Source organism: Nonomuraea sp. KM90 (genome assembly GCF_052246675.1).
GTDB lineage: Bacteria > Actinomycetota > Actinomycetes > Streptosporangiales > Streptosporangiaceae > Nonomuraea.
Genome location: NZ_JBQQCB010000008.1, coordinates 171,705 through 186,439, shown reverse-complemented (window position 1 = coordinate 186,439; position 14,735 = coordinate 171,705). Strand labels below are relative to the sequence as shown.

Sequence of the window (14,735 nt, the reverse complement as noted above, 5' to 3'; positions counted from 1 at the left end):
ATTTACAGAACTGCAAGTTTTGCGTAGCGTCCCAGCCATGGACCCTGTGATCGCGGTGTCCGGCCTCGTCAAGTCGTACGGGCGGGTCCGCGCGCTGGACGGGCTCGACCTCCACGTGGCGGCCGGGGAGATCCACGGCTACCTCGGACCCAACGGCGCGGGGAAGACGACCACCCTGCGCGTGCTGCTGGGGATGTTGCGCGCCGACGCGGGCGAGGTGCGGCTGCTGGGCGGGCATCCCTGGCACGACGCCGTACGCCTGCACCGCCGCCTGGCGTACGTGCCCGGCGACGTCACCCTGTGGGACGAGCTGACCGGCGGCGAGACGATCGACCTGCTCGGGCGGCTGCACGGCCGGGTGGACGAGCGGCGGCGCGCGGAGCTGATCGACCGGTTCGGGCTGGACTCCGGCAAGAAGGCGCGCACCTACTCCAAGGGCAACCGGCAGAAGGTCGCGCTGATCGCCGCGCTGTCGGCCGAGGCCGAGCTGCTCCTGCTGGACGAGCCCACCTCCGGCCTCGACCCGCTCATGGAGGCCGAGTTCCGCCGCTGCCTGGCCGAGCGCCGCGCGCAGGGCACCACGATCCTGCTGTCCAGCCACATCCTGGCCGAGGTGGAGGCCCTGTGCGACCGGGTGAGCATCGTCCGCCAGGGCAGCGTCGTCGAGTCGGGCACCCTGGCCGAGCTGCGCCACCTCACCTGGACCTCGATCACCGCCCGGCTGGAGCGGCCCCTGGAGCGGCTGGACGGCGTACACGACCTGCGCGTCCACGGCACTGAGGTGAGCTTCCGCGTCGACAGCGGTCAGGCCGGTGAGGTGCTCACCCGGCTGACCGCGTTCGGCCTGCGCGACCTCACCGCCCAGCCGGCCACGCTGGAGGAGCTGTTCCTGCGCCACTACCAGGTGGCGGCGACCCCATGAGCACGCTGGTCCGCCTCATCCTGCGCCGCGACCGGCTGCTCATCGCCCTCTGGATCGCCGCGGCCGTCGCGGTGCCGGCGTTCAACGCCTACTCCCTGGGCGCGCTGCTGCCCACCCAGCAGATCAGGGAAGCGTTCGTGGCGGTCAGCACCGCCAACCCCATCGCCACGGCGCTGCTCGGCCCGGTCCACGACACCTCCATCGCGGGGCTGGTCGCCTGGCGGTCGAGCGTGCAGAGCCTGCTCATCACGGGTCTGGCGGGGCTGCTGTTCGCCATCAGGCACACCCGTGCCGAGGAGGACGCGGGCCGCGGGGAGCTCGTGGCGGCGGGAGCCGCCGGCAGGTACGCCTCCGTCAGCGCCGTCATGGCCGTGGCCACCGCCGTGAACGTGGCCGTCGCCGCGCTGCTCGCCGTCGTGCTGCCCCTCGGGTTCGGCCATCCCTTCGGGGGGTCGCTGCTGTTCGGGCTGACGGCCGGGGCGGGAGGCACGGTGTTCGCCGCCTGCGGGCTCGTCGCGGCGCAGCTCTCCCAGAGCGCGCCGCTCGCGCGCGGCGCCGGCGTGGGCGTGCTGGTGGCGGGGCTCGTGCCCGGCGTCGTGGTGCCGGAGGACCGGATCGGGATCTTCCCGGCCGGGTGGCCGCGCATCGCCCGTGCGTACGGGGCCGAGCAGTGGTGGGTCCCGCTGCTGCCGCTGGGGTTCGCGGTGGTGCTCACCCTGGTCGCGTACGCGGTCTCGGGGCGCCGTGACCTCGGCGCGGGCCTGCTGCCGGACCGCGCGGGCGGCACCGGGCCGGTGCGGGGCAGGCTGGGCAGCCCCGTCGCGCTGGCCTGGCGGTTGTACGGCGGGCAGGCGGCCGGGTGGACGGTCAGCCTGGGCACGGTCTCGGTGGGGGTGGGCTGGGTGTCCGGCTCGTTCGAGGTCGGCACGATCACGGGGCAGAGCCTGCTGGAGATCTTCACGTACGTCTTCTGCCTGGTCGTGGCCTGCCTGGCCGTGGCGGGGGCGCTGCGGCCGTACGCGGAGGAGAGCCGCGGCCGCGCGGAGCCCCTGCTGGCCCGGCCCACCGGCAGGACGCGCTGGCTGGCCGGGCACGTCGCGCTCTCGATGGCCGCGCCCACCGCCATGCTGCTGGCCGTCGGCCTCGGCACCGGGCTCGGCAGCGGCCGGCCGGCCGCCCAGATCGGCACGGCGCTGATGTTCGCGCCCGCCACCTGGGCGATCGCCGGCATCACGATCGCCGCGTACGGCCTGCGCCCGCGCCTCGCCGCCCCCACCGGCTGGGTGACGGTCGCGCTGTCGGCCGCCTGCGTGGCGATGTGGGAGGCCGGGACGATCGGCAGGGCGGCGTTCCTGCTCACCCCGTTCGGCTACGGCCATCCCGCGATCTCACCCGGCTTCGTGGCTCCGGCCGTGTTCACCCTGGTCGCCGCCGTGTTCGTGACCGTCGGCGGCGCCGCCTTCGCCCGCCGGGACCTGCTCGGGTGAGGCCGGGGTTCCGGCCTCCCCGGGACGCTGGTCACCCCGACCCGCCCGGTCTCCAGCGACATCGTCATACGGCCGGTCGGATGGTGTATCCCACGCCGCGCACGGTGTGGATCATCGGCTTGCGCTGGGCGTCGATCTTGCGGCGCAGGTAGGAGATGTACAGCTCGACCACGTTGCTCTGGCCGCCGAAGTCGTAGGCCCACACGCGGTCGAGGATCTGCGCCTTGCTGAGCACCCGCCCCGGGTTGTGCATGAGGAAGCGCAGCAGCTCGAACTCCGTGGGCGTCAGCCTGATCTCCTTGCCGGCCCGGCGTACCTCGTGGGTCTCCTGATCCAGCGTGAGGTCCCCGACCGCGAGCCCGGAGTCCGGCCGCGCCCGCTCCGCGCCCGAGCGGCGCAGCAGCCCCCGCAGCCTGATGACGACCTCCTCCAGGCTGAACGGCTTCGTGACGTAGTCGTCGGCCCCCGCCCGCAGCCCGACGAGCCGGTCCCGCACCGAGCCCCGCGCGGTCAGGCACAGGATCGGCACCCGCGGCAGCACCGCGCGCAACCTGGGCAGGAGCTGGATCCCGTCCATGTCGGGCAGCATGACGTCCAGGACGATCGCGTCGGGCCGCAGGCCCCGGGCCGCACGGATGGCCTCGCCGCCGTTGCGCGCGCAGCGCACGTCCCACGACTCCTGGCGCATGACCATCGACAGGAGCTCCGTCAGCGGGGGCTCGTCGTCCACCACCAGGATGTTGATCGAGTTGCCGTGGGGCCGGTGCACCGGCTCGGACTGGAAGTTCGTGCTGGTCGTGTGCATAGCCGTGACGATGACGTGCTTGTATGAGTGTTTGATGATGGCTTCTTATGAATCGACTGTGAGTCGATGAGCGCGGCTTGACCGCCTCTGAGCAGCGGAGCAGGTCTCGGCGTCGGAAGTACGGCGAGCTGACGTGGTCCACAGCCACGGGCCGCCGTCCGCGCCTGCGGTCCCATCCGGCGCACTGATCTACGGAGGATCTTGAGCATGCACGCGTACGGTGAGGCCGGCGCGAGATCATAGGCGTGCACATCAGAACGTGTTCTGACATAGGCTCGGTGGGTGAGCAACAGCCATGCCGACGCAGTGACCTTCTCCGACTTGTCGAGAAACCCACGCGCGGTCGCCGAGCGGGCGGCTCGCCTGGGACGGGTGCGTGTCACGCATCGAGACGCCCCCGACTTCTACCTGACCGCGGCTGACCGTGAAGAGGAGCGCGAACGGACGCTGAATACCGCGTCCCGGTTGCTCCTCGCCTTGATCAAGCACGACCCCACCGCGCGTGCGCTGGTCATGGCCATGCCGGAGGTCTTCCCATGGGTTCGCCACCTGACTTCGGACGAGCTGCGTGCGTTCACCCTGGAACTGGTCGAAGCGCTCTCCGACGCGGCCGAACTGGACGTCGATGCGACTACCCAGGAGGTCATAGCGGGCTGGCGAGCCACTGCCAGAATCAAGGCAGACCCTGCGCACCACGCCGAGGCCCTCCGGCCCACGAACGGTGACTTCGGGCCGGTGCAGGTCTCGGCATGAGCCCGAAGCGCGGAGACCGGGTTACGGTGCCGCCTCCGGATGACCAGTGGATGTGCGGTTCGGCACCAGCGACGCGGTCCGGGGCTGGGAGGAGCTGTGCCGTCATGCCCTGGCCAATACACGTCGGTGCTTCGAGACGCTGCGGGTTGATCCACGTTCGGGCTCCAGCCACGATCGGCAACATCGTCTACGGGGTGACCTCGCGACTCACCGTCACAACGGCAAGGACTTGGAACAGTGGGAGTTCGAGGTCACGAGCGGCGGGCGTGTGCGTTATGCCATCGACGACACGACGCGTACCGTCTGGGTGATCTACGCGTCGCCTCGACACCCCAAGGACACCGAATAGCGAACTCGTCGCAGAGGGCGGCGTGGCGCAGCAGGATCCTGTCAGGACGCAGGCGCTGTCGGTCGGGCGATTCTGGTCCCCTGTCAGTCAGCTCTTGCGGCCCACGCCTGCGTAATAGACGGCCTCGCGGTCGGCGTACAGGGTTTCGGGGACGGGGCGCCAGCGGGGGAGGGCGACCACGCCTGGCTCCAGGAGGTCGAGGCCGTCGAAGAAGCCGGTGACCTCTTCGAGGGTGCGCAGGGTCATCGGGCTGCCGCCGCTCTCGTTCCAGTGCCGTACGCCCTCGTCGAGTTGGGTGCCGACGAGGCCGTGGGAGATGGCCAGGTGGCTGCCCGGCGCCATGGGGGCCAGGAGGGTGCGGATGATCGAGGCGGCCTCGCCGGTGTCGGGGAGGAAGTCGACGACGCCGAGGAGGGTCAGGCCGATGGGGTGGTCGAAGTCGAGCAGGTCGCGGACGGCGGCCAGGATCTTGTCGGGTTCGCGCAGGTCGGCGTCGATGAACGCGGTCGTCCCGTCCGGGGCGCTGCGCAGCAGGGCGCGGGCGTGGGCCAGGACCATCGGGTCGTTGTCGACGTACACGACGTGGCTGTCCGGCGCCACCGACTGGGCCACCTGGTGGGTGTTGTTCGCGGTCGGGATGCCGGTGCCGATGTCCAGGAACTGGCGGATGCCCGCCTCGCCGGCCATGTAGCGCACCGCCCGGCCGAGGAACTCCCTGTTGGTACGTGCCAGCACCGGCAACTCGGGCACGGCCGCGAGGATCTGCTCGCTCACGACGCGGTCGATCTCGTAGTTGTCCTTGCCGCCCAGCCACAGGTCGTAGATGCGGGCGGGGCTCGGGATGTCGGTGTCGAGCGGACGTTCGGTCATCGGTGGCGCCTTCCCAGGGACAAGGGGGAGTCATCGGCTATATCGGGCTATATGGCGATATGAGGAAGAGCGTACTCGTCGAAGATCGCCTGCACCCCGGCTTCTGGGGATGGGCGGGCGGACAGTGGTGGTGAGGGTCTTCAAAAGGGGAGGGGGCAGTCCGGGGGCCCGGCCGTGGGGGGTGGGGCCGGTGCAGATGCTGCCGCTCTGCCGGAATTGGGCGCACGTGAAGGATGACCCGTGGGAGGGCGCGGGCCGCTTCGCCGGAGACCGCAACACCGGGCCCGGGGCGGCCGTCACGCCGGACCGGCCGCAGTTCACCGACGAGCAGGCGGCCGGGCACGTCCCGGAGAGGTGTCTCGGGGGCCGGCGCCCGTGAGGCTCGGCGGGCGGTTGCACGCCGTTCGCCGGGCTTTACCCGGAACAATCCAGCCCTAGAGTAATCGAATCACTACCCAAAGTTACGATGGCGAAGTTCGCGCATCTATTACTCCAGGGGGCTGGAATGACTGACGAGACCCGGGCCGACAAGATCAGTATCGACACGGAGGAAGAGGTGGCGCTCGGCGGGGAGGCCGCGCTGCTGCACGCTCAGGACGACCCGGTGGCCTCGGCCGCCGTCGACGCGGCGGTCGAGACCGAGCTGCTGGAAGATGCCCCGGCGCGCGAGGCGGTCGAAGCCAGGCGGGAGAGCGAGCACCAGATCGCCGAGCTCACCTCCAAGGACCAGGAGCGGGTCCGCCGTTTCCAGCGTGAGCTGCGCACCATGGGCGCCGACGTCTGGCCGGTGGCCAGGTGGTGGGGCTACGAGATCCACCTCAACGAGTCGGCCGCGCTGCTGGCCGCCGAGATCCCGCAGCTCATCGGCGAGACCGCGGGCACCGTGCTCGGTCCCTGGCTGGCGCCGATCGTCGAGCGCGCCGTGCGGGCCAAGGCCGGCTGGATCGCCTCGGTCGCCCGGCCGTACGGGGTCAAGCTGGTCTCGCCGTGGACCGCGCCCGGCATGCTCGTACCGGCCCGGCAGGACGGCCGGCCCGCCGGGGACGCCGCGCTGTACTGGGCGGTGCACGAGCCGGGGGAGGGCTGGAGCCGGGACCAGCGGTTCGTCGACCACTTCAGCGCGTCGAGCCCGGCGCTGGCCGAGTTCCAGGACCGGCTCTACCTGGCCCATCGGGGCAACGCCGGCGACGCCGCCCTGTGGTGGGCGGTCTACGACGCCGAGGAGGGCTGGAGCGAGGACCAGCGCTTCCCGCAGCACTTCAGCGACGCGGGGCCGGCGCTGGCGGCGTACGACGGGCAGCTCTACTGCGTGCACCGTGGCGCCGGCGGCGACGCGGCGCTGTGGTGGGCCCGCTGGGACGGGTCGAGCTGGAGCGCCGACGAGAAGCTGCCGCAGCACTTCAGCGAGGCGGCTCCCGCGCTGGCCGCGTACGACGGGCAGCTCTACTGCGTGCACCGCGGCGCCGGCGGCGACGCGGCGCTGTGGTGGACGCGCTGGGACGGCTCGAAGTGGAGCCCGGACCAGAAGCTGCCCGGCCACGCCAGCCGCTCGAACCCGGCGCTGGCGGTCTACCGGGGCCACCTCTACTGCGTGCACCGCGGCGCCGGCGACGACTCGGCGCTGTGGTGGACGCGCTGGGACGGCTCGAAGTGGAGCCCCGACCAGAAGCTGCCCGCCCACCACGCCACGGAGGGCCCGGCCCTGACCGTCTACAAGGACCGGCTCTACTGCCTGCACCGCGGCGGCTCGGACCAGAGCCTGTGGTGGACCAGCTTCAACGGCTCCGGCTGGACCGCCGACGAGCGGCTGCCCGAGCACTACAGCGCCGAGGGCCCGGCGGCCATCGCCTACCGCGACAAGAACGCCACCCGCGACCAGCTCCTGTGCGTGCACCGGGGCATCCGCTAGCGGACATGGAAAGTGCCGGCTCGCGGTCCGCGGGCCGGCACTCGTGTGCTCAGGGGCAGGTCACCAGCCGGCGAGCTGCTCCAGGAACCACTCGATCAGCGGCCTGGACACGGAGCTGTGCTCGGTGTTGGCCACGTCGCAGCAGAACGCGTCCAGGAACGTCTCGTCCTTCGGCAGGTCGCTGAGGTCGCGGTACAGGTCCGACTGCCACTGGAACGGGTCCCTGGCCAGGGCGATCGCGCTGACCGCCGGGACGAAGCAGCTCCACCTGAACCGGTCCTGGATCGGCAGCCCCACCGCGTCGGCGAGCCGGCCCCAGGACTCCAGCGTGCCGCCGGGCGCCCCGTCGAACGCGGCCACGTGCGAGGTGGCGCTCGTCCACACCGGCGCGCCGAAGCGCACGACGCCAACGTTCTGCAGCTCGCCCATGTCCGGCTGGATCCGGGCCGTGAGCTGCAGCGCTTCGTGCTGCAGGTCGAAGACCGGCGTCCCCGGAGCCAGGTCGGGACCGATGCCGTTGCCGGTGCCGTTGGCCAGGCCCAGCTTGTACGGGCGCATCGGGAACCAGCCCACCCTGCGCAGGTCCTCCAGGAACTCCTGGCGCAGCGCGCTGGAGCTCGTCACCGGACCCGAGTAGTCCGCGCTCTCGACCCAGCCCCACAGGAGCTGCTGCGCGGCCGGGCTGCGGATCAGCTCCGCCTGCCCGGGGCCGTCGGAGCGCGGCTCCAGCGCCTCGTGCAGGTAGGCGAGCTGCTGGAGCACCAGCGGGATCCAGGCGCCGAGGTGCGGGGTGTCGTAGGAGAAGTACTTGTCGGTCTGGTGGTCGATGCGCTCGTTCTCCATGCGGGCCAGGGCGTACCTGGTGATCATCCCGCCCATGCTGACCCCGCCGACGACCAGCGGGTTGTCGCCCCGCCGCTCCTCGATCGCGCGCAGCACGCAGGTGACCGCCACGGCGGCGTTGGCCTGGATGGAGATGTGCCGCTGGTCGAACCCGAGCAGCACGACGTCGATGCCCATCGTCCTGAGCTGGTCGAGGAAGCCGGGCGCGCCCTTCTGGTACGGCTGGTTGAAGTGCCGCCACAGCTCGTCCAGGTCGCTCGGCCCGTAGTTGAAGCCGTCGGCCAGGATCAGCGGCCTGGTCAGCGCGTCGTGCCCGTCGGCCAGGTGCACGGCCGCCCGTCCGGTGGCGATGCGGCCGTGGTGCGGCTGGTCGCCCACCAGGTCCCAGGTCTGCTCCGCCTGGCGGGCCTCGCCCCGGCGCTCCGGCGGGGTGGCGAACCAGACCCCCTGCTGCCCGAGCGAGTCGGCGATCCGCTCGACCTGCTCGGAGCTCAGACTGCGCTCGATCCCGTCGGCCCTGGTCTCGACGTCGATTCTCGGTTCCTGCGCCATGCTCGATCCTCTCGATAGCTGCGGGGCCCACCGGGGGCCACTGAGCACACCCTACGGTTACGTTCAGTAATATTCCGAGCACAAAACGTGGTGGCGTGGTATGGCGTTCCCCCAGGTCAAGTGAGGTCGCGACGCCGCAGCCCGGCTTGCTCGGCGGCATCGGCCACGGGCCCGCGGATCCGGCGCCCCACCTGATCCGGGCGGGCAATATTCGCACCGGCCCGGGGCAGAGGAGGGGCACGGACGGAGGACATCGGATGAGTTCGGGGGAGCCATGGCCGGCACCGGAACGCAGGCGTTCTGGATCGACGCCGCACACGCGGGCACGCAGGAGCACTACGGCGAGCAGCTGCGCAAGTGGCGGCACGCCTTCGCGGCCACGGAGGACGAGCCGGCCGCGGAGGGCGTCACGCTGGATCCGCTGCACTTCGCGCTGGGGGCCTGGGAGGTGGCCACCCGGCCGGTGGCGGACTCTCCCTACGTACGCCGCCATGCCCGCGTGCTGGACGCCACCTGCCACCGGCCGGAGGAGGCGCGGGGCCTGCTGGCGGTGGTCGAGCTGGCCGTGCCGGCGCCGGTGCGGCTGTCCGGCGGATGGGTGAGCTGGCAGCGGCAGGACGGGGACGACGGGACGTACGCGGCGCCGCCGTACGAGCGGCCGACCGCGCTGACCACGATGGAGCTGCGCCTGCCCCTGCCCGCCGACCGCCTGCCCACCCCCACCAAGGCGCGGGCCTCCGGGCTGCCCAACCTCGACGACGCCCAGGCCGCGCTCGAAGCGCTCATCGCGGAGCTGAACGCCGTGGTCACCCCGCTCGTGCGGGAGCTGGAGGGCGGCGGGGAGGCGGGGCCGATGCCGGAGTGGCTGCGTACGCAGATCGAGGCGGACAAGGCGACCGCCGAGTCGGCGGGGGCGCGCGCCTGGCGGTACGTGCCGGCCCACAAGGGCAACCGGCTGGAGTTCGACGAGCGGCGGGGCGTGGCCGCGATCGGCTTCCACGACGATGACCTCCTGCAGCCGGTGGAGGCGATCCACATCGCGCTGCACGACCCGGCCGACGTCGTCGCGCGCTGCACGGCCGAGCTGGCGCTGCTGGCCGAGCACGGCCGGGACTGCCCCGAGTGCGCGTCCGGGTCGCCCTGCTCGACGCTGCGGTGCCTGGCGGCCGGCTACCACCTGCGTCCCGGCTGGCGGGACGAATGGGCGGCAAGGGGCGCCTCATGAACCGGCCCGACGACCCCGGCACGAACCGGTGGGACGATCCCGGCGACGAGTTCTTCGCTCCGGTGCTGCGGGAGCCGCCGCCCCCGAAGGACGGGCCGGTGAGCGACACCGGCGTGCCGGGCGTGCCCGGAGCCGGTCACGGGCAGTGGCCGCAATCCCCGCCGCCCGCGAACAAGCTGAGCCTGCGCCTGCTCGCCGCCGGCCTCGTGCTGCTCGCCGGGGTGGTGCTGACCGTGCTGGCGCTGCTCGCCGCCCGGCCCGCGCTGGCCGTCCCGCCCGCCGTGGTGGCGCTGGCCGCGGCCGTCTACCTGGTCGCCTTCAGCGTGCGGCGGTCCCGCTCGAACGGCGGCCCGCCCACGTTCGGTTGAGGTTTCACAGCTCCCAGCTGGGTAAACGCCAGGCGGGAGCCGACGGAGGAGCTTGAGATGTCCATGTCGCTGATCGACAGAGAATGCGTCCGCCAACTGCTGGACTCGCAGCAGCCGGACGCCACGCTGGTGTTCGTGCGGGGTGAGTGCGTGGTCATGCCGGCCACTGAGGTGGACGACGCCCACAAGGGGCTGGTCATCGCGCGGCGGGACGAGGTGCTGGCCCAGCTCCCGGACGACGCCCCGACGGACCAGGCCCTCGACGGCCTGGCCCACCGGCTGGACAACATCGTCCGGGACCTGGGCGCCTGATCCGTCAGAGGTGGCCCCGGCTGCCGGCCGTCACGAGCGGGCGCAGGTCCTGCGGGAGGCTGTCGCAGACCTTGTCCATGACATGGCCCTGCGTCGCCTCCGCGGTGACCTCCAGCACCACCCGCGCGATGTAGGTGGCCTGCGGCTTGTCGACGCCGGCGCGGCCGGCGACCCGCTGCACGAACTCCTCCCGTCCGAAGTGCTCCCCGGTGCCGAGGCCGCCGAAGACCTCGGTACGCCGGAGGTTCTCGGCGATCTCGTGCGGCAACTGGGCGGCGAGATGTTCGGCGAGCCCTTCGGGAATGCGCTCGCCGAGCGTCTCCAGTGTCGCCCTGCTCGCCCGCTCGGCCTGCTCACGGCCGCGGAGGTGAGCGCGTGCCTGTACTTTTCCGATGAATTCGTCGTGTTGCACGATTCCTCCACACGACTGAGTCCGCCCTGTGGCGTGGATGTGTTGACCGAGGATCTACAGCGCCGCCTACGGGGCGGGCTGGCTCCCGCCCCCCGGTCCGGGGCACGGAACCCCGGGAAGAGCGGGCCCTCCTGAGCGGGCTACCCGGGCGCCTTATACGGAAACGACTCCTGTGCGCTGCGGCGGGGTGAAAAGTAGGAAAGCGCTTCCAGCAGTTCGCCCGCGGCGTGCCGGCGGTGCGGGAGGAGGGCGCGGACCCCTCGTGACCTGGCAGGCTTGCGGATGCGTCGATCTTGGTGTCGGATGCCGAGCCGTAGGGATCTCTCACCCCCCAGGAGACCGGCATGCGCGAGAGCACCGAGGTCGTCGTCATCGGAGCCGGCCCGGCCGGCCTGACCCTGGCCAACCTGCTCCAGCGGGCCGGTGTCGCCTGCGTGGTGCTGGAGCGGCAGACCCGGTCCTACGTGGAGCGGCGGCAGCGGGCGGGCGTGCTGGAACACGCGGGCGCGCGCGTCTTCGAGGACTGGGGCCTGGCCGACAGCGTGCTGGCGGGCACGCCGCGCGACGGCATGCTGGAGATCCGCGTGGACGGCGAGCCGCGCTACCTCGACGTCCCCGGCCTGGCCGACGGCAGGGCGGGCCGGATCGTGCCGCAGCAGGTCCTCGTCGGCCGGCTCGTCGCGGCCTTCCTGGAGGGCGGGGGAGACCTGCGGTTCGACGCGGGCGAGGTGCGCCCGCACGATCTCGACGGCGCCTCCCCGGTCGTCAGCTACCGGGGCCCGGACGGCGTCGTACGCGAGATCGCCTGCTCCTACGTCGCCGGCTGTGACGGCTACCACGGTGTCAGCCGCACCGCCGTGCCCGCGGGGGCGCTGACCACGTACACCTATGACCACGGCATCGGCTGGTTCACGGTGCTCGCCGACGTCCCGCCGCCGCGCCACCCGCTCCTCGCGGTGCATTCGGCGGGCTTCGCGGCCCAGTTCCCCAGGGGGCCCGGGGCCAGCCGCTTCTATCTCGAATGCGCGCCCGACGACGCCCTCGACGACTGGGGCGACGAGCGGATCTGGGCGCAGTTGCGGCTCCGGCTCGGTGACGCGGGCCTGCCCGAGGGGCCGATCACGGAGAAGGCGGTCGTGGAGATGCGCAGCTTCGTCGTCGACCCGATGAGCCACGGCCGGCTCTTCCTGGTCGGCGACGCCGCGCACATCATCACCCCGATGGGCGGCAAGGGCATGAACCTGGCCATCGCCGACGCGAACGTGCTGGCCCACGCGTTGCGCGCGGCGCTGCGCGAGGGTGACGACGGGCGGCTGGCGGCGTACTCGGCCACGTGTCTCAAGCGGGTCTGGAACCACCAGGAGTTCTCCCGCTGGATGACCGAGATGCTGCACGAGTCCGGCGACGCCACGCTGGCCGGGCCGTTCCGCCGTGAGCTCGCCAGGGCGCGGCTGGAGCGGCTGTTCGCCTCGGGCACGGCGGCTCGTGCCTTCGCCGACCTGATGGCTGGCGGGTAACATTTCCCCTTCAAAGGCCATATACCGCCCAAGGGGGACATTTTTGTGGTGAAAGCCTCTGAAGATCGGCCTGATGAGGAGATATTCGTCCGCAAAGAGCTGCAGCGGCTCCGAGCGAGCATCGACAACCTGGACGCCGCCCTCGTCCACCTGCTGGCCGAGCGGTTCAAGTGCACCCAGGAGGTCGGCCGGCTCAAGGCCGAATATCAGCTCCCCCCGGCGGACCCCGAGCGGGAGGCGGCCCAGATCCGCCGCCTTCGCGCGCTCGCCGAGGACTCCAAGCTCGATCCGGTCTTCGCCGAGCGGTTCCTGACCTTCATCATCGCCGAGGTCGTCCGGCACCACGAGCTGATCGCCAGCAGCAGGGCCGCGGCCCGCGCCACCTGAGGCCGCCGGGAGAACGAGCACGCCGGCAGGTCAGACCTCCCGAGGAGCAGCCACCGAGGCGCGCTGGATGAGGCGTGAGCGCAGGGTGTGCATCTCGCGGGCGGGCGCGGCCCCGCCGAGGATGTCGAGGAGCACCTGCGCGGCCTTCGCGCCCAGCTCGTGCACCGGCTGGGCGATCATCGTCAGCGGTGGCTCCATGACGGCGGCCCACGCGCTGTCGTCGAACCCGATCAGCGCCACGTCGTCCGGATAGGACAGCCCCGCCTTCCGCAGGGCGCGCAGCGTGCCCGTCATGCCGTCGGTCTCGGTGCAGAACACGGCGGTGACCCGGTCGGGCAGCGCGAGCATGCGGCCGACCTCGCCCACCACCCGCTCCTCGGTCTTGGGCCCCACCATCACCAGCTCCGGATCGAACGGGATGTGCGCGTCGTCGAGCGCGTCGAGGTATCCGCGCAGCCGCTCCCCGTCCGTCCACAGGTTGTGGCTCGCGGCGGCCAGCAGCTCCCGCCTGGTCGAGGGGACCTTCGCGACCGGTGGCCCCCAGACGAACCCGATGCGGCGGTGCCCGGCCGCGATGAGCACCTCGACCGCCTCGCGCGCCGCCTCCCGGTTCTCGATGACCACCGCGTCGAGGTCGAGCGCGGCGACCGCGCGGTCGACCAGCACGACCGGGATGCCTCGGTCCATGGCGGCCCTGAGGTGGGCGACCTGGTTGCGGTCGAGGGCCGCCGAGGAGACGATCATGCCGTCCACGCGCTTGTCGATGAGCACGTCGGTGGCCGCCACCTCCTCCTGGAGGTTCTCGTACGTGCTCAGCACGATCACGTCGAACCCCCGCGCCCGCGAGGTGTCGGAGATTCCCCGCAGCAGCCCGGCGAAGAACGGGTTGCCGATGTCGGCGACGATCACGCCCAGGGTGTGGCTCACGCCCGTGGACATGCTCCGCGCCAGGGCGTTGGCCCGGTAACCGAGCTTCTCGGCGGCCGCGAGCACCCGCGCGCGCAGCTCGGGGCTGACGTATCCGTAGCCGCCCAGCGTCCGGGCCGCCGTGGCGCGGCCCACGCCGGCCTCCGCCGCCACCTCGGAGATGGTCGGCCCCGCCTGGCCACGGTCAGCTGGCATGGATCCCGTCCCTCGTTCCTGTTCGGCCCATCACATGCTAGTCACGGGAGCCCGCCGGCCATGGCCGAAGGCGCCCTCGACGAAGCACTGATCCCGGGCCGCCTCGGCGCCCTGCCGCAAGGCCCGCTCGATCATGGCGGGCCCCGCGGGGGAGCCGGCGGCCCAGCCGTCGCGCAGCAGCGAGACGGCGAACCCGGTGAGGAAGGCGTCGCCGCAGCCCATCGTGTCCACGATGTCCTCGGCCAGGCGGGCCGGGGCCGACAGGGTGACCCGGCCGTCGTGGGCGAGCGCGCCGTGCACGCCCCGGGTGCCGAGCGCGAGCCGGGCGCCCCGACGTACCGCCTCGGCGAGCAGGCCGGCGGTGGCCTCCTCGTCGAGGTGGGAGCAGGACAGCAGCACCAGGTCGGCGTGCGGGCAGACGCGGTCGAGGTAGCCGGCGTCGCGGTAGTCCTCCTCGCTGGACAGGTCGAAGCTGACCAGCGTGCCGAGCGCGGCCAGCTTGGGCAGCTCGGGCTCGCTGCGGGAGTAGACGCTCGAATGCACGAGGTCGAAGCCGCGCACGTAGGAGAGCAGGTCGTCGTCGAGCACGAGAGGCTCGCGCACGGTGACGCCGCCGCCGTTCCAGCCGAGGAAGACGCGGTCGCCGTCGTCGACGCGCAGGTGCGAGACGCCGCTCTCACCCGCCCGTACGACGCTGCGCTCCACGGCCACCCCTTCGGCGGCGATCGACTCGCGCAGGAAGCGCCCCAGGTCGTCGTTGCCGAAGACGCCCAGGTAGGCGGCCTCGGCGCCGAGGCGGCGGGCGTAGACGGCGACGTTGACGCTGTTGCCGCCCGGGTAGTCGATGCCCCGGTCGCCGAACCGGTCGACGATGTTGTCGCCGAAGCCGAGCACTCTCATCG

General features: G+C 72.2%; 17 protein-coding genes. 11 read left to right on the top strand and 6 right to left on the bottom strand.

Annotation, left to right across the window (positions count from 1 at the left end):
* Positions 1-37: 37 nt before the first annotated feature.
* Positions 38-922, top strand: a complete 885-nt coding sequence (locus tag ACTWPW_RS12480) for an ABC transporter ATP-binding protein (RefSeq protein WP_443168786.1) — start codon at positions 38-40, stop codon at positions 920-922.
* Positions 919-2,409 carry a hypothetical protein gene (locus ACTWPW_RS12475; RefSeq protein WP_375110861.1) on the top strand — a complete coding sequence of 497 codons (1,491 nt, stop codon included), beginning with the start codon at positions 919-921 and terminating at the stop codon, positions 2,407-2,409. Before ACTWPW_RS12480 ends, ACTWPW_RS12475 begins: the two co-directional genes overlap by 4 nt.
* Positions 2,410-2,473: 64 nt before the next feature.
* On the opposite strand, the gene ACTWPW_RS12470 is transcribed toward ACTWPW_RS12475, so the two are convergent.
* A complete protein-coding gene (locus ACTWPW_RS12470) occupies positions 2,474-3,214 on the bottom strand; it encodes a response regulator transcription factor (RefSeq protein ID WP_443168785.1) in 741 nt (246 codons plus the stop codon).
* Positions 3,215-3,496: 282 nt separating this feature from the next.
* On the opposite strand from ACTWPW_RS12470, the gene ACTWPW_RS12465 reads away from it, so the two are divergent.
* Entirely contained in the window at positions 3,497-3,967 is a 471-nt protein-coding gene (locus tag ACTWPW_RS12465) for a hypothetical protein (RefSeq protein WP_443168784.1), read from the top strand.
* 46 nt (positions 3,968-4,013) lie between these two features.
* Positions 4,014-4,316: a hypothetical protein gene (locus ACTWPW_RS12460; RefSeq protein WP_375110864.1), complete on the top strand. Its 303-nt coding sequence runs from the start codon at positions 4,014-4,016 to the stop codon at positions 4,314-4,316.
* Between the two features lie 87 nt (positions 4,317-4,403).
* On the opposite strand, the gene ACTWPW_RS12455 is transcribed toward ACTWPW_RS12460, so the two are convergent.
* A complete protein-coding gene (locus ACTWPW_RS12455; protein WP_443168783.1) occupies positions 4,404-5,186 on the bottom strand; it encodes an SAM-dependent methyltransferase in 783 nt (260 codons plus the stop codon).
* A 226-nt stretch (positions 5,187-5,412) separates the two neighbouring features.
* On the opposite strand from ACTWPW_RS12455, the gene ACTWPW_RS12450 reads away from it, so the two are divergent.
* Positions 5,413-5,565, top strand: a complete 153-nt coding sequence (locus ACTWPW_RS12450; RefSeq protein WP_443168782.1) for a hypothetical protein — start codon at positions 5,413-5,415, stop codon at positions 5,563-5,565.
* 126 nt (positions 5,566-5,691) lie between these two features.
* Entirely contained in the window at positions 5,692-7,095 is a 1,404-nt protein-coding gene (locus ACTWPW_RS12445; RefSeq protein WP_443168781.1) for a hypothetical protein, read from the top strand.
* Positions 7,096-7,155: 60 nt separating this feature from the next.
* On the opposite strand, the gene ACTWPW_RS12440 is transcribed toward ACTWPW_RS12445, so the two are convergent.
* Positions 7,156-8,490: a hypothetical protein gene (locus ACTWPW_RS12440; protein WP_375110868.1), complete on the bottom strand. Its 1,335-nt coding sequence runs from the start codon at positions 8,488-8,490 to the stop codon at positions 7,156-7,158.
* A 274-nt stretch (positions 8,491-8,764) separates the two neighbouring features.
* Here ACTWPW_RS12440 and ACTWPW_RS12435 point away from each other — a divergent pair, with 274 nt between their 5' ends.
* From ACTWPW_RS12435 to ACTWPW_RS12425, 3 genes are read left to right on the top strand one after another with little or no spacing between them, the layout of a single operon-like run.
* Complete coding sequence (locus ACTWPW_RS12435) at positions 8,765-9,715, top strand: DUF6221 family protein (protein ID WP_443168780.1); 951 nt, start codon at positions 8,765-8,767, stop codon at positions 9,713-9,715.
* Positions 9,712-10,083 (top strand): hypothetical protein, encoded by a 372-nt coding sequence (locus ACTWPW_RS12430; RefSeq protein WP_443168779.1) that lies wholly within the window; start codon positions 9,712-9,714, stop codon positions 10,081-10,083. The genes ACTWPW_RS12435 and ACTWPW_RS12430 overlap by 4 nt, the downstream gene beginning before the upstream one ends.
* Positions 10,084-10,140: 57 nt before the next feature.
* The gene (locus tag ACTWPW_RS12425) at positions 10,141-10,395 is read left to right on the top strand and encodes a hypothetical protein (protein WP_375110874.1); all 255 of its coding nucleotides are present in this window, start codon (positions 10,141-10,143) and stop codon (positions 10,393-10,395) included.
* A 4-nt stretch (positions 10,396-10,399) separates the two neighbouring features.
* Here ACTWPW_RS12425 and ACTWPW_RS12420 read toward each other — a convergent pair whose 3' ends face one another.
* A complete protein-coding gene (locus tag ACTWPW_RS12420) occupies positions 10,400-10,807 on the bottom strand; it encodes a DUF2267 domain-containing protein (RefSeq protein WP_364122996.1) in 408 nt (135 codons plus the stop codon).
* A 344-nt stretch (positions 10,808-11,151) separates the two neighbouring features.
* Here ACTWPW_RS12420 and ACTWPW_RS12415 point away from each other — a divergent pair, with 344 nt between their 5' ends.
* Complete coding sequence (locus ACTWPW_RS12415; RefSeq protein WP_443168778.1) at positions 11,152-12,324, top strand: 4-hydroxybenzoate 3-monooxygenase; 1,173 nt, start codon at positions 11,152-11,154, stop codon at positions 12,322-12,324.
* Positions 12,325-12,372: 48 nt separating this feature from the next.
* Positions 12,373-12,711, top strand: a complete 339-nt coding sequence (locus ACTWPW_RS12410) for a chorismate mutase (protein WP_364122992.1) — start codon at positions 12,373-12,375, stop codon at positions 12,709-12,711.
* 30 nt (positions 12,712-12,741) lie between these two features.
* On the opposite strand, the gene ACTWPW_RS12405 is transcribed toward ACTWPW_RS12410, so the two are convergent.
* Positions 12,742-13,833, bottom strand: coding sequence for a LacI family DNA-binding transcriptional regulator (locus tag ACTWPW_RS12405; protein ID WP_443168777.1), 1,092 nt, complete (start codon positions 13,831-13,833; stop codon positions 12,742-12,744).
* A gap of 30 nt (positions 13,834-13,863) precedes the next feature.
* Positions 13,864-14,733 carry a PfkB family carbohydrate kinase gene (locus ACTWPW_RS12400; RefSeq protein ID WP_443168776.1) on the bottom strand — a complete coding sequence of 290 codons (870 nt, stop codon included), beginning with the start codon at positions 14,731-14,733 and terminating at the stop codon, positions 13,864-13,866.
* Between the last annotated feature and the right edge of the window lie 2 nt (positions 14,734-14,735).